This is a genomic window from Natronocella acetinitrilica (assembly GCF_024170285.1).
GTDB lineage: Bacteria > Pseudomonadota > Gammaproteobacteria > Nitrococcales > Aquisalimonadaceae > Natronocella > Natronocella acetinitrilica.
In genome coordinates, this window is the sequence record NZ_JALJXV010000005.1 from 193,404 (window position 1) to 208,017 (window position 14,614).

General features: G+C 64.7%; 9 protein-coding genes. 3 read left to right on the forward strand and 6 right to left on the reverse strand.

All coding sequences use genetic code 11. The features are described 5' to 3' along the window. The first annotated feature begins 54 nt into the window (after positions 1-54). Positions 55-1,332 (forward strand): DEAD/DEAH box helicase, encoded by a 1,278-nt coding sequence (locus J2T57_RS11735; protein WP_253478338.1) that lies wholly within the window; start codon positions 55-57, stop codon positions 1,330-1,332. A 58-nt stretch (positions 1,333-1,390) separates the two neighbouring features. After that, a complete protein-coding gene (locus tag J2T57_RS11740; protein ID WP_253478341.1) occupies positions 1,391-2,080 on the forward strand; it encodes a hypothetical protein in 690 nt (229 codons plus the stop codon). A gap of 1 nt (position 2,081) precedes the next feature. Here J2T57_RS11740 and J2T57_RS11745 read toward each other — a convergent pair whose 3' ends face one another. The 3 genes from J2T57_RS11745 to J2T57_RS11755 form a co-directional block, all read right to left on the reverse strand. Next, the gene (locus J2T57_RS11745; protein ID WP_253478344.1) at positions 2,082-2,789 is read right to left on the reverse strand and encodes a PilZ domain-containing protein; all 708 of its coding nucleotides are present in this window, start codon (positions 2,787-2,789) and stop codon (positions 2,082-2,084) included. Positions 2,790-2,839: 50 nt separating this feature from the next. Continuing rightward, positions 2,840-4,999: a putative bifunctional diguanylate cyclase/phosphodiesterase gene (locus J2T57_RS11750; protein WP_253478347.1), complete on the reverse strand. Its 2,160-nt coding sequence runs from the start codon at positions 4,997-4,999 to the stop codon at positions 2,840-2,842. Between the two features lie 153 nt (positions 5,000-5,152). Further along, on the reverse strand, positions 5,153-7,204 hold the full coding sequence (locus J2T57_RS11755; RefSeq protein ID WP_253478350.1) for an HDOD domain-containing protein: 2,052 nt from the start codon (positions 7,202-7,204) through the stop codon (positions 5,153-5,155). Between the two features lie 112 nt (positions 7,205-7,316). Here J2T57_RS11755 and J2T57_RS11760 point away from each other — a divergent pair, with 112 nt between their 5' ends. Next, the gene (locus J2T57_RS11760) at positions 7,317-8,606 is read left to right on the forward strand and encodes an amidase (protein WP_253478353.1); all 1,290 of its coding nucleotides are present in this window, start codon (positions 7,317-7,319) and stop codon (positions 8,604-8,606) included. Here the strand turns inward: J2T57_RS11760 and J2T57_RS11765 are convergent. From J2T57_RS11765 to J2T57_RS11775, 3 genes are read right to left on the reverse strand one after another with little or no spacing between them, the layout of a single operon-like run. Further along, positions 8,566-11,412: a hybrid sensor histidine kinase/response regulator gene (locus J2T57_RS11765; protein WP_253478356.1), complete on the reverse strand. Its 2,847-nt coding sequence runs from the start codon at positions 11,410-11,412 to the stop codon at positions 8,566-8,568. The genes J2T57_RS11760 and J2T57_RS11765 overlap by 41 nt on opposite strands. Then, complete coding sequence (locus J2T57_RS11770; RefSeq protein WP_253478359.1) at positions 11,390-13,978, reverse strand: methyl-accepting chemotaxis protein; 2,589 nt, start codon at positions 13,976-13,978, stop codon at positions 11,390-11,392. Before J2T57_RS11770 ends, J2T57_RS11765 begins: the two co-directional genes overlap by 23 nt. A 42-nt stretch (positions 13,979-14,020) precedes the next feature. Then, the gene (locus J2T57_RS11775; protein ID WP_253478362.1) at positions 14,021-14,614 is read right to left on the reverse strand and encodes a chemotaxis protein CheW; all 594 of its coding nucleotides are present in this window, start codon (positions 14,612-14,614) and stop codon (positions 14,021-14,023) included.

Sequence of the window (14,614 nt, forward strand, 5' to 3'; positions counted from 1 at the left end):
ATCGCCTGGACCGGAGCCGCCAAGAGCGGTAGGCATTCCAGGAGTTCTCATTTGATGTCCTTTACTGATCTCGGCCTGTCGGCCGACCTCGTGCGCACTGTTGCCCAGCAGGGCTACGACAGCCCCACCCCTATCCAGACCAAGGCGATTCCCTGCGTACTATCGGGCCAGGATCTGATGGCCGCCGCGCAGACCGGCACTGGCAAGACTGCAGCTTTCACGCTGCCGCTGCTACAGCGCCTTGCCAGCAGCCCCATCAAGACAGCGCCGCGCAGCGTACGATGCCTGATCCTGACCCCGACCCGTGAACTCGCCGCCCAGGTGCAGGACAGCGTGCGCCAGTACAGCCAGGGGCTCTCCATCGGATCGGCAGTGGTGTTCGGCGGTGTCGGCATGCAACCGCAGGTGCAGAACCTGCGTCGAGGTGTGGATATCCTTGTCGCGACCCCCGGACGCCTGCTGGACCATGTACGCCAGGGCACGGTTGATCTCTCCCGCGTGGAGATCCTGGTCCTGGACGAGGCGGATCGCATGCTGGACATGGGATTTATCCATGACATCCGCAAGGTGCTCGCCGAGTTGCCAAAGCAGCGGCAGACACTGTTGTTTTCCGCGACATTCTCGGACGATATCCGCCGTCTGGCCGATGGTCTGCTACACAAGCCCCAGCGGGTCGAGGTTGCCGCACGCAACTCCGCCGCCGATGCCATCGAGCAGGTTGTGCATCCGGTGGATCGGGTCCGCAAGCGCGAGTTGCTCAGCCGGCTGATACACGACAACGCCTGGCGCCAGGTGCTGGTATTCACCAGGACCAAACACGGCGCCAACCGTCTCGCCACCCAGCTTGACAGTGACGGCCTGCCTGCCGCAGCCCTGCACGGCAACAAGAGTCAGACAGCGCGCACCCGTGCCCTGGCAGACTTCAAGCAGGGCCGTGTCCGCGTCCTGGTTGCCACCGACATCGCGGCTCGTGGCCTGGATATCGACCAGTTGCCCCATGTGGTCAATTTCGAGCTGCCCACCGTTGCGGAAGACTATGTGCACCGTATCGGACGCACCGGTCGTGCCGGACACGACGGGGAAGCAGTCTCTCTGGTCTGTATTGATGAGCAGAAACTGCTGCGAGGTATCGAACTGGTTCTGCGCCGCCAGCTGCCGCAGCTTGTGGTCAGCGGCTTCGAACCGGACCCGACCATTCGCGCCGAACCCCTGTTCAACAAGCCCCAGGGCGGACGACGTGGCCGTCCCGGTGGCGGTTCAGGCACCAAGGCTCCGAATCGTCAGCCCGGCAGCAGCCGCAGCGCAGGACGGCGCGAGTATCGTGGTGCCTGAAATGGCGCGATCAAGCCGTTAGACTGCGGGCAACGCTTGCGGAAGACGGAAGCGCACCATGCCCGGTCGTGTTCGATGCATCCGTCGTTGGTCGCTACCGGCAAGATTGCTGGTAGCGGCACTTGCCCTGGCGGCGGCGCCCCAGTCAGCGGGCATGGAGGGCACCACCTTGCGTGGCGATTTCCAGGCGGCACTGGAGCGTGGCGAGCGGCAAGCGCGCTGGTGGCGTGGCGGCTGGGTGACGTTTCATGGCGCGAACCTGGCGCTGAACGTCCACCAGGGCACCAGCAGCGGCAGCAATGCCGACCGCTTCGATGGTCGCGTCGGTGCCGCCCGCTCCGTAATTGCCCTGGCCGGTGTGCTGGCGACGCCGTCCCCCTATGTCGATGCGCGGGCCCTGTACAACGCGACAGAAGGCGAGGCGGACACCACAGCCCTGAACAGCATGGCCCACTCCACAGCCGCCGTGGAGCGGGCTCGCAGAGCGCCGCGCGCGCAATTGGCAGGTTTACTGGTCAATGCAGCGACCGGTGGATTGATTGGGATTATCGACGACCGGCCACGGGACGGGGCCATCAGCTTTGCGCTGGGAATGGCCGTCAACACGGTTCAGACACGCACCCAGCCAAGAAGCATGAGCCGGCTGGTGGATCGCTCCAGCACCACGGTGCGCGTCTTCCCGCTCTACCAGCCCCGGCTAGACAGCGAGTCTGCTGTCCATGGTGTGGGCATCGCGATGACCTGGTAACTCAGTCCACGTCCTGCAGATAGCGTCGAACCTCGCTCATCAGCTCACGCTGGGGCTCCTCGAACTGCAAACCCAGCAGCAGCCGCCCACCGGCCACCTTGCTGCGCCTTACCGTTGCACTGATCTCCACCGGACCGGGTTGCCCGGGCAGGTGCAGGGACACGGCTACCCTGTTCTGCGCCCCGAGCGCGTCCTCGTCGAGACCGAGCAGATCAACCCGGCAACCGGTCTCGCTGACATCAAGCAGCGCGCCGTCGTGACGGGTACCGTCAATGGTCAGACCACAACCTGCCAGACAGGGGATACGTGGCGCCGCGCGAATCGAATGCTCGGCGACCTCGGCGGGCCACTCCAGATAGAGCAGATGCTCCGGGGTGCGATGCTGGATGAGTATTCTCGCCCTGAAGCCCAGAAGCCCAGAAGCCCAGAAGCCCAGAACGGTGCCGTCCTGTACCATGCGCGCAAGCACCCACTCTCCGGCACTGAAGTGCATGTGCTGCAGGTTATCCTCCATCCTACGACCACCGCGAAAGATCAGGTAGCGGCCGGCGTGCTGACCGACATAGCGGCTGACAATCCGGCTGTTGCTGCCGGCAGCCTGCAACTGCACGTCATGCCCCGGGCGCAAGTCCAGGCGCAGCGCTCCGGACGCTTCACCAACACCATCATCGGGTATGGATTCAGTCCGCTTGTCATTGGCCGAACTCATGGATCACTCCTGGAGGGGGGGTCTGCTCGAGGGACACGCGTACTGGTGAGCTAACCATGCACCGCGCTGCGCCAGCGCTCCACTGCTTCTCCCGACAAGTCCAGCGCGGCCTGGGGTCGGCTGAACAGATAACCCTGCATCTCATTGCACTTGAGCCGGCGCAGCATGTCCAGTTGCGCCTGGGTCTCGACGCCCTCGGCGACGATCTTCAGACCGAGACTGCGACCCATGGAGACGATGGCTCCGACAAGATGCCCTTCCTCACGGCCCTCCTGCAGGCTGCGAACGAAGGACTGATCGATCTTCAGCGTGTGGATGGGCAAGCGTTGCAAATAGCTGAGCGATGAGTAACCCGTCCCGAAATCATCCACGGCGAAGGTAATGCCATGAGCACTGAGCTTGCGCAGAATCGTCACCACCGATTCGAGATCCCGCATCAGCAGGTGCTCGGTGATCTCGAACTCAAGTCGGTGGGGTGGGAAGCCCACCTCATGGAGAATGCGCAGCGTGTCCTTGACGAAATCGGCATGTTCCAACTGCACCGGCGAGAGATTGACCGCCAACCGCGTTCCGCTCTCGCTGCCACCAGGCCAGCGCAGCATGTCCTGGCAGGCGGTACGCAACAACCACTGGCTTATCGGGATGATACTGCCCGTCTGCTCGGCGACGGGTATGAAATCCAGCGGCGAGATCGTACCGAGGGTCGGATGCCGCCAGCGGATCAACGCCTCCATGGCAGTGATGCGCCCGGAGGCCACGTCGATCTGCGGCTGGTAAAGCACATTCAACTGGTTCTGGGCGATGGCCTGGCGCAGGCCGCTCTCGATGCTGACGTGCTGATCCACCCGCTGGCTCATGAACGACTCGAACACCGCAACGTGGCGACGATCGTCTTCCTTGGCGTGGTACATGGCGACATCGGCGTGCTTGATCAGAGCCTCCACGGTCTCGCCGTGCTCCGGACTCTGGGCAATACCGATGCTCACGCCCAGGTAGATCTCCTGCTGGTCGAGATAGAACGGCTCACGCATGGCAGCAATGCATTTGTCGGCAACACTGATGGGATCGCTGTCCCGCTGGATAGCCGGCAGCAGTATTGTGAATTCGTCTCCGCCGAGACGGGCCAGCGTATCCCCCTCCCGCAGACATTCCCGCAAGCGCCTGGCCACGCACTCCAGCAATCGATCGCCGAAGCTGTGCCCCATGCTGTCGTTGACGAGCTTGAAGCGGTCCAGATCGAGGAACAGCACCGCGAGTCTTTCCTCGCTGCGCTGGTTGCGGGCCAGCCCGGCACGCAACCGATCCTTGAACAGTGCACGGTTCGGCAGGCCGGTGAGGAGGTCATGATGGGCCTGATAACGGATCAGCGCTTCGGCGTGCTTGCGCTCGGTGATATCCCGCACCACACCGTAGGTGCCGAGGAACTCGCCTTCCCGCTCCTCACCGCTCTGGCCGTAGATACCCATGGCGCTGACCTCCACGGTGACCGCGCGATTCTCCGGTCGTGCATCACCTGACTTGAGCAGCCGCACTTCCAGGTTACGGGTGGCGCGATCTCCGGTGCGGCGGTCATCCATGCCATGACGCGCCAGGGAAACGTCATCCGGCGAGACGATGACGCTGTAATGACGGCCGAGCAAGGCCTCCGGCGGATAGCCCAGCATGCGCTCCACCGCCGCATTGACGAAGGTGAAGTTACCCTGCTGATCCAGCACATAGATGACGTCCGGAGAGCGCTCGACGATGAAGCGATAAAGCTGTTGAGAGCGCCGCAGCCGGCTCTGGAACCGCTGGTTCTCGCGGGACAGGCGACGGTGCTCCAGTGCATTGCGCAGGGTGAGCAGCAGTTCCTCTGGCGCGTAGGGTTTCCGCAGAAAGTCCCGGGCTCCGCCTCGCAGCGCCCGCACCGCCGCTTCCTGGGAAGAGTCGCTGGTGGCTACCACCACATGAATATCGAGACCATCGGCCCTGATCTGCTGCAGCAGCCGCTGACCGGCCTGCTCGGGATGCAAGAGATCCACAACCAGCACGCCATAGGCACCAGAGGCGAGGTGCGAACGCGCCTCCCCTTCGGTCTCAACCGCATCAAGCGGCAACTCGTGGCCGGCGGCCATCAGTCTCAGGCTGTCAAGCAACCTGGGCTGATGATCCACCACGAGTATGCGCTCGGCCGCTGCCCACTCCTGCATGCCCACCCCGGCTGAATGCATGGTTCGCCGAGTCGTCCGTGACGCGTCGTTGTTAGACGTTAGTTTTATCGTTCGCACTCACGCCACGCGCACAGGGTCTCTACCCATGTCCGCCCATGGCAAGTCACTCATTCCGGGGGAATGAAAATGCGCGGCAGGACTAGCGACGATTCGCTAGGAACCGTCAGGCCAGAGAACCTGCACACGAACACCACGGCCGGGCACCTGTGAGCCCATGACCGCCCCCCCGTGCTCGTCTATCAGGCGACAAGCACCTGCAAATCGCTCATCTGGCTCGAGTATGCCCCAGTCCAGATCGGCGCCGGCAGTTTCCACCAATAATTCGTTATACACCGTTCCGGAGAACTTTACACCCGCCGACGTCTGGATGCGCAAGCCACCACCACGAAGCCGGTCACCGGACAGGCGAAACACGCTGAGAATCAGGGAACGGAGCGCCTCGGTGGGAATTGCACGGCCATTGAGGCGGTCATCGAGCGCGATGTCTATGGAGATTGCCTCGGGCAACAGTTGCGCATCCCGGGCAAGGCGGGTCAGTTCACGTATCAGTTCGTTGATGTCGCCATCTTCCACCGTGGCACTCGCCAGGGCTGGGTCCTCGATGCCATTGAGCAGTTCACTGACACGCTCGACCTCATCAAGCATCGACATCACGCCGGCGCGACCCGGATGCCCGTCGTCCACCTGTTGCTGCAGCACATGCAGGTAATTGCGAATGATGGTCACCGGATCGCCCAGCTGCCTGCGCAGGCGTCGCGAATCACGCTCACGTCGCGCCAGGTTCTCCATGTCATGCTGGCGGCGATCCGCCTGCATCTGTCGGGCGAGCCGCACTACCGCCGCCGCCTCGCCGGCGAAGGCCAGCAACAGGGCCGACTGGTCCAGCAGCGCAGAAGTCTGGGTATGACGCACGCCAAGCGCAAGCAGCCCCTGGGCCTCTCCGCCGGCAACCAGCGGCAGACAGAGCACACCGTCGCCCCCAAGCCGCGCCGCGATCTGGCGATCCACCACCGAGAGCCGGGCCGATTCTTCAGGATCCAGCGTGTGAACGGGCCGACGTTCCAGCAGCGAAGAAGCGAGCAGGGACCGGGCCGGATCCAGCGGCAGGCGCAATCCGTCCAGATCCGCTGCGCCGCGGCCGGCCATGGCTCCGGCGAGATGATCGCCAGCCGCGGACAACTGGAAGCAGGCGACCCGATCCAGCCCGAACAGCAGGGTCAGCCCCCGGGCGATGACGTCCACCGGGTTATCGGTCAGTTCCAGTCGCAGGTGCGGCTGGATACTGCCAAGCAAGGCCTGGTTGCGCACCTGGTCGGCTAGCGGATTCAGCTGTCGCTGGGCGCTGATCACCCCGCGGGGCGCCGCATCCAGATCCAGCGCCTCGACCAGACGATCGCGCTCTTGCCGCGCCCCATGATGCAGGCGGCTTGTCAGGGTGCGGCCAAGGTCAAGCAAGCGCCCGGCGGCGTGAAAGGCTTCGGTATCGGGCTCGGTGGAGGAATGCGCCAGCAGGTTGGCCACGTGAACCACACGCACCAGGGGGTGAGCGTCCACCAGTGCATCTACCGGCTGGTGGTGGTAGCGAATGGCGTCGGCCAGGAAGCCCGGCAGGTGCCAACGGTCTACCATGGCGGCGCCGAGGGTGTCGTGACTGATCCCCAGCCGTTCCTGCTCGGCCCGGCAGGCATCGGTGTCACCGGACGCCACCCCTGCCATGATTGTCTGCATGGCGTCGCGATACAGGACCGCGAGCAGCGGCTGGCCGATGTCGTGCAGGAGGCCGGCAAGATAAGCCTCTTCCGGAGCGGCAAGCCCGCTTTCCTGAGCCAGCGCCCGTGCCGCGGTGGCAGCCCCCAGGCTGTGTCGCCAGAAGTCCTCCAGCCATGGCAGCTCGTGGCCGTCCAGCTGATTGAAGAACTGCACGACGCCGGTGGTGATGCCGATGGTGTGGACCGTGGTCAGCCCCAACAGACGGACGGCCTCGGTCAGGTCTCTCGGCGCATCGCCCCTGGCGAACACCGGTGAACTCGCCACCGCCAGCACCCGCACCGACAGGGCGGAATCCTGGGCCACCAGGCTTTCCACGTCGCCGCTACTTGGCTCGGGTTGCTGACAGGTACGCAGCAGCGCCAGCAGCACCGCCGGGAAGGCGGGCAACTGGTCAAGACGATGAGATTCGCAGAGACTGTCGATTGACACGGACATCCAAGCACTATTCCCAAGGCCGGGTAGCTGGTCAAGCGATAACAAGTGACACCGCCGGACCGATAGTCCGAATTGCGACCTTTTTCACCCTTTGCTGGAGGAAATGACCGAAATGACTGAATTGAATGGGCTTGATGCGACCCGCCTGGGCGAAATGCTGGCTGCCGGCGAAATCTCGGCCCAGGATATACTGGACGCCTCCCTCAGCCGCATCGACGCCCGCGAGGACAGCGTGCGCGCCTGGACATGGCGCAGCCCCACGCCGGACCAGACGACAGCCGGGCAGAGCGCTCCTCAAGCTCCCTTGCGTGGCATTCCGGTGGGCGTGAAGGACATCATGCAGACCCGTGACATGCCCACCGGTTGGGGCACGCGCTATCTGTCCGCCGAGACCTCACCCTGCGACGCCGCCGCCGTCGCCCTGCTGCGCCGAGCCGGCGCCGTGTTGCTGGGCAAGACCGTGAGCACCGAGCTCGCCGGTTTCACGCCGGGCAAGACCCGCAACCCCCATGACCTCAGCCGCACTCCCGGGGGTTCGTCCAGCGGTTCCGCCGCCGCCGTCGCCGACGGCATGGTTCCGGTAGCACTGGGCACCCAGACCGCCGGCAGTATCATCCGACCGGCAAGCTATTGCGGCGTGGTGGGCTTCAAACCCAGTTTCGGCACGGTTCCCATGGCCGGCATCAAGGCCTTCAGCCCGTCACTGGATACTGCTGGCTGGTTCACGCGCAGCGTACGCGACAGCCGCCGCGTCTTCGGCGCGATGACGGCGAGTTCCCTGCCCGTCGCCGCACCACCGACGCTGAGCCAGCTGCGTATCGGGCTGGCTGTGGTCCCTGTCGCAGGCCTTGAGGCCAGCACGCGGCAAGCGCTGGACGCCACCGGCGCGGCCCTCTCGCAGGCCGGCGCCCAGGTGATGGAGGCACCCTTGCCCGAGGGCTTCGATGAACTTGCCGCGTTGCACAAGCGCATCATGGCCTATGAGGCGGCCCGGGCGCTGGCGGACGAATACGACCGTCACCACGCAAGCATCGGACCAAAGGTTCTGGAGGTACTGGATGAAGGCTGGACCATCGGCTACGTCGACTACCGCCGTGATCAGAAAGAGGCTGCGCGGTTGAACGACGCGCTTGCAGGCTGCTGGCAGCAGCTTGACGTCATCATCACGCCCTCGGCCACCGGCGAGGCCCCCATTGGCCATGAAGCCACCGGTGACCCGATCTACAGTCGTGCCTGGACCTTGCCCGGCCTGCCGGCAATCTCCCTGCCGCTGGCCAAAGGCCCGGCAGGAATGCCAATCGGCATGCAGTTGATCGCGCCCTGGGGGCGGGATCTGGAACTGCTGGACATGGCCGAGGCGGTCATGCAGTCGCTGCAGATTTCTGTGCCATTGCCGGCATGAGCCGCTCGATGACATCGAGCAGTTCCGTCTCCTGAAACGGCTTGGTGAGGTATTCGCTGACACCGGCCGCGGCGGCCTGGGAGCGATGCTTCTGCATGGCGCGGGAGGTCAGCATGACCACTGGCAGGGCACGGGTGTCGTCCCGTGAGCGCAGATGCGCTGTCAGTTCCAGACCGTTCATGCGGGGCATCTCCAGGTCGGCGAGAACCAGATCCGGGACCTGAGCTTCCACGGCCCGCACGGCTTCGATGCCGTCGCGGGCCTGACGTACGCTGTAGCCGGAATCTTCGAGGAACTGGCTGAGGGAACGGCGTACGCTGAGCGAGTCGTCCACTACGAGGATTTCACCCAGCGAGGGCATGTCTCCTTCCACCACCGGATCGCCCAGATCCATCCCGTCCATCGCCACACTGCGCTGCAGGGCAGAAAGGTCCAGCACCGGCGCCACTGCGCCGTTACCCAGGATGGCGGCACCCAGCACGCCGCGCAGACGCGGCAGATTGACGCCAAAGCCCTTGATCACGACGTTGGCGCTGCCCACCATGCGGTCAACCCGCAGTGCGCGTACCGAGCCATCAAGTCGCGCCAGCACCACAGGCGGCACGAAATCCGGCTCCAGGGGAGCAGCCACGCGGCCCATGAGGTGCGCCAACTGAAGAAGCTGGTGACGTTGATCACCCAGTTCAAACCAGTATTCCCCCTGTTCGTCCTGCTCCAGGCGACCGGCACCGGGCACCGGAACCTGCACGAGGTCACTGCTGGGCACCGCCACCGTCTGCCCTCCGACCTCCAGCAACAGGACGTGCACCGTTACCAGAGCCGCGGGCAGGCGTAGTCGGAAGCGACTGCCGCCACCCGCCGCCGTACTGAGATCAACACTGCCCTTGAGGGAGCGAACCCGGTCGTAAACCACATCGAGCCCCACACCGCGACCGGACATGCGAGTCACCGTATCGCGGGTGCTGAATCCTGGCAGGAACACCAGCCGCGTCAGTGCTTGTGGATCGTCCGGGGCATCGGTTTCCAGCAGTCCGCGCTCCAGTGCTCGACGGCGCACTGCGTCCAGGTCGACGCCACGCCCATCATCCTCGCAAAGCCATTCGATCAGGTTGCCGTCACGGCGCACGGAAATGGTAACCACTCCATGTCGCGGCTTACCTGCGGCTTGCCGCGCCTCCGGCTCCTCTATACCGTGGTCCACCGCATTGCGCAGCAGGTGGCCCAGGGGGTCCAACAGCCCCTGCAGCAACTCGGTGTCGATCATGAGATCGCCACCTTCGAGTCGCAGTTCGGCCTCCTTGCCCGTGGCCCGGCAAGCCTGGCGAAGACTGCGCTGCAAACGCCCTTCCACAGAGGCGACCGGCACCAGACGTGTGGACAGCACCGAGTCTTCAAGCGCACGGTGCAAGCGACCCTGCTGGCTGACCATGCTGCGCAGGGCGGTGAGTTCGTCATGCATGCTGATGCGCAATTCCCGCCAGTCGGCAATGGCCTCGGCAAGGGCACGGCTGCAGCCGTGCAGCTCGTTGTATTCGTCCATCTCCAGACGATCGAAGTCGTCACCGTCGCCCCCACCACCCTGCAGCTGATAACCAGCGGAGGCGACGTCACGGATGTCGATGAGATCTTCCAGTTCGAACAGCCGCTGCTGGATGACGCGATCCTGTTCAGCAAACCCCTGCTGGATGCGCAGCAGACCACTTACCCGTGCCTCGAGCTGGGCATTGGCAACAGATAGCTCTCCGGCATAGCGGAACAGGGCATCGACGGTGTGGGTGGGCACACGCAGACTGGTCTGGGCCTCGGCTGCCGCAGGGCCTTCCGCAGCAGGCACCTCCGCGGGTTGATCGTCGGCCGCAGTGGCCGCTGGCGGATCGGCCACTGGCGCCTGCTCGGTGAGGAACTGCTCAAGCTCACCCCGATCCATGCGATTGGCGAGATCGAGCACGCTCTGCAACACTGCGACAGCGTTGTCGGGTTCGGCGTCGACACCGCGAACGGCGTCGATCATGGTTTCAAGGCAATCCCCCGCATCAATCAGCACGGACATGACCAGCTCGCCCGGTTGCTGCCCGGTGCGGGCCAGGTATTCCAGCAGGTCTTCCAGATGGTGAGTCAGATTGGCGATACCGGCGACACCAGCCACGGCCGCTGCACCCTTGAGGGTGTGGGCAATCCGTCGTGCGCGGTCCAGTTCCTGGCGTGCGTCACCGCCGCGGGTCAGCGATTGCAGGCACTGGGTGAGGCCCTGACCGTGCTGGGGCGCGTCATCGACGAAGGCCGCGAACACGTCCATGTTGACGTCATCCGAAGGAATGAGGCTGACGTCTTCCGGCAAAGCTTCCTGGCGGCGGTCCGGTCGGGCCGAATCACCCTCCACCGCAGCCAGCAGTTCCGCAAGCAGATCCGCCTCATGCTCTTCCAGCGGCTGCGGCCAGCTGTCGCCTGTCAGGTGCAAGGCCAGCGCGACCACGGCATCCGATGACTGGGGATCCAGCAGGTAGGCCATGACCGTCTCCGGCCAGCCCAGCAGCTGCTCCGCGATCTGGCTCCGCTCGTCGACAGGACTCGCCGGCAACACCGCCAGGTTATCCGCCAGGCGGTCACAGACAAACTCGAGACCGGGCAGGCCACCGGCCTCGGCGGCTACGCGCAGGCAGTCAATCTGTGCGCTTGCCTGCTCCGTGGCAGCAATCAGTGTCTCGTCGCTCTCATCGGCACCCAGCGTGGCGAAGGCCTCTGCCAGGATCGGCAGCCCCTCCTCCAGCTCGGTCCGAAGAAGCTCAAGTACCGCTGGATCGTGCATGGCCTTCGCCACCTGCGGCCACTAGCGGTTGGGCTTCGACGGGAGCCTGTTCGATGGCCCGCTCCGGCAGTTTGAATGTACGAATTGACTCGAGCAGGTTGTTGGAGTTGAGCACCAGAGCCTTGGTCTGGATGGTCTGTTCTTCCAGTCGCTGGCGCGTCTTCTGCGTGCTCAGCTGCACGTTTGCGGCCTTCTGCTGAAGCAGCAGACTGACCTTGGACTGACGCTGTGAGCCACTGGCGATTTCCTGCACCGCCTCCACCAGTTCGCTGGTGGTGCGCTGGGTGAGCAGCATCTGCTCTCCGGCACGCTCGGCCATCCGCGAGCCCTCCACCACTTCACTGATGGTACGACCCATGGTGGTGATGGTGTCTGCCGTCTCAACCTGGATGTTGTGCACCAGCCCGGAGATCTGCGAGGTCGCGTTCCGTGAACTTTCGGCCAGGCGCTGCACCTCGTCGGCAACCACTGCGAAACCGCGACCTGCCTCCCCGGCCGCCGCCGCCTGCATGGAGGCGTTGAGGGCCAGCACGTGGGTGCGCTCGGCGATGGTGTTGATGATATCGACGATGCCGCTGATTTCCTGGGAACGTTCACCGAGACGCTTGATACGTTTTTCCGTTTCGTGCACGAGTTCGCGAATCAGGCTCATACCCTGCACGGTGCCGTTTACAGTCTCGAGCGCCGTGCCGGTGGTCTCGGAGGCCTGGGCGGCCGCCTGGTCGCAGCGCTCGGCCAGCTCGGCGATTTCGGCCATGGTACGGGCCGCCTCGTCGAGTTCGGCAGCCATGGCGTCCACTTCCACACCTTCGTCCTGCGCCATCTGCCGGACCTTGTCCGCCTGCAGCTTGAGCCGCCGGGAGGCCAGACCAACGCGCTCCGCCACGAAGGACGCATCGTTCAGCAGATCACCGATCTCGCTCACCATCTGGTTGAGGGCGTCCGCCACCGGACCGGTCACGTCCTCCGTGACCGGTACCTTCACGGTGAGATCCTGCTGGCTGAGCTGGGACACGGCCCGCAGCAGCTCGATGACGGAGTTGTTGAGCTGTTCGTTCTCTCGTGCCGCCGCCTCGTACTGGGAGATACGTTCATCAAGCAATGAGTCGAAGGCGTCCCCCAGCGTCTGCAGTTCGTCGCCGGTGGTCATGCGTGCGCGAGCCGAGTCATCCCCGGCGGCAACCTGACGCACTGTATTCTCGAGATGCTGCACGGGCCGGGACACGGTTCGCGTGAACAGCCAGCCGGCGGCGCCCCCAAGCACCAGCAGCACCAGGCCCACTGCCGCCGAACCGGCCACCACCGAGTCGCGCAGGGCGAACACCGGAGCCAGGGCTTCCGATTCATCGAATTGGGAAATAAGACCCCAGGTAACGCCGCCGACGGTGATGGGCGCGAAGGCGGTGAATACCGCTTCGCCGCGGTAGTCCGTCGCCTGGGCGAAACCACTGCGACCGGCCAGCGCCGCCTCTGCGGCAGACGTGTTCACCGGCTGGAGCAGCACGCTGCTGTTCACCGCCTCGATTCGATCCACAACGCCAGCGCCAACACCGACGTTACGCAATGCCTGTAGATACTCCGGAGCCTGCTCCACCAGGAAGCGGCTGTTGTTGCGCAGGGTACCGTCGCCGCCCACCAGGTAGGTTTCGCCGGTTTCCCGCAACCCGACTCGGCGCCAGGCGGCGTTACTGGTCATGATGTCGTTGATTCTGGAGGCCGACAGCCGCGCGATCATCACCCCCGCCACCTCGGTTCCGTCGTACACCGGCGAAGCCATGAACGCGGAAGGCGCACCGAATGCAGGCACGTAGGCCTGGAAGTCGGAGAACACCACGTCATCAGGACTGGGGGCGGAAATGGCCCGGCGGTATGCGTCGCCGATGGCTGTCTCGGCAAAGGGGCCGTCGGTCAGCGACGTGGCGAAATCCATGTACTTGCCCACCGAGTAGACGACTTCACCCGACTCGGCGTCCACCAGCAGAAGATCCTCGTAACCCCCGGTACGCGCCGCACCATCAAGAAAGTCGCGAATGCGGGGATGATGCAGTGCATGGGCTTCGCTGAATGCGGAGCCGTCTGTCGCCGCATCCAGCTCCTGACGGAACCCGGCCGGGCTGTCGTTTGCCACCATGTAATGATATTGCAGGGCCAGGCCAGCCTCGCTCAGCGACGAGAGCAACGGCCCTGTGTCGAGCTGGTCACCGCCCCGCCTGCGCAGTTCCCGCAGGAAACTGTCCCGGTAGTACTCACTGACCAACTGGCGTTGCTCCGCCTCGATGGCGCCATTCGCCGACACCGCACGATAGCCCTCGCCCAGGTCCCGGAGCCCTGTGACCAGGCCCGGATCACGGGAGTACGCCCGCAACTGACGCTCTACGAGGCCGACATACTCGGTGAGCTGTTCGCTCTTGAGTTCACCGATGGTGTTGAGCTGTTCACGGGTCTGGTCGACCAGTGACTCCTGGGCAAGCTGCGTGGACATGGTCGACACCAGGCCACCGGTCACGAGCACCGGGAGCACCGCAAGCAGCGACGAGCCCAGGAGAATTTTGTGTCGGAGTTTCATCGGTGCGCGCCCCCCGGCGTTACGGCTTGATAGCCATCCTGTTCACGCGGCCGCTGCCTGTGCGCCGAGCTCCCGCAGGAGTCCGGCGAGATCGCAGTCGAGCAACCACTGTCCATTTTGTCGATAGGCCGCCTTCACCCTGGCGGCCATGGGTTGTTGCAAGCTTGGCGCCGCCTCGGCTGTCAAACCACCATCCAGCGCCTGGCGGTAGGGAAGCCCTTGAATCACGACTGCCCCGGCCCTGTCCCCGTCACCAAGGACGAAAATTCGCGCCTGTTGATCACGGGTCTCATCCGGCGAGTCGCCAAGAAACGGGCGCAGATCGAACACTGGCACCAGGGAACCCCGCATATTGGTTACCCCACGCAGCCAGCGCGGCGCGTTGGGCAGGCGGCAGGGGCTGGTCCACTCGCTGAGCTCACAGCCCAGCGCCGGATCCACCAGCAGCCAGTAACCCCCCACGGGGATGGCCCAACGCTGTTGCACAGCCTCGGCGTCCCGCGCCTCCCTGGGCAGGCTCTCCAACGCCCGGGCGCCATCGAAACGGGTCAGTGCCGCTACCGGCGACAACCAGCCCGCCCCGTCTCCGCGGGGATCGGTTGGCTCGCTGCCAGTGTCGCTGTGCTGGGTCACCAT

Coding starts and splice junctions, on each gene's coding strand:
- J2T57_RS11755 (WP_253478350.1), bottom strand. CDS start 7,204: ATGTCCGTGTCAATCGACAGTCTCTGCGAATCTCATCGTCTTGACCAG.
- J2T57_RS11765 (WP_253478356.1), bottom strand. CDS start 11,412: ATGCACGATCCAGCGGTACTTGAGCTTCTTCGGACCGAGCTGGAGGAG.
- J2T57_RS11760 (WP_253478353.1), top strand. CDS start 7,317: ATGACTGAATTGAATGGGCTTGATGCGACCCGCCTGGGCGAAATGCTG.
- J2T57_RS11745 (WP_253478344.1), bottom strand. CDS start 2,789: ATGAGTTCGGCCAATGACAAGCGGACTGAATCCATACCCGATGATGGT.
- J2T57_RS11735 (WP_253478338.1), top strand. CDS start 55: ATGTCCTTTACTGATCTCGGCCTGTCGGCCGACCTCGTGCGCACTGTT.
- J2T57_RS11775 (WP_253478362.1), bottom strand. CDS start 14,614: ATGGTGACCCAGCACAGCGACACTGGCAGCGAGCCAACCGATCCCCGC.
- J2T57_RS11770 (WP_253478359.1), bottom strand. CDS start 13,978: ATGAAACTCCGACACAAAATTCTCCTGGGCTCGTCGCTGCTTGCGGTG.
- J2T57_RS11740 (WP_253478341.1), top strand. CDS start 1,391: ATGCCCGGTCGTGTTCGATGCATCCGTCGTTGGTCGCTACCGGCAAGA.
- J2T57_RS11750 (WP_253478347.1), bottom strand. CDS start 4,999: ATGCATTCAGCCGGGGTGGGCATGCAGGAGTGGGCAGCGGCCGAGCGC.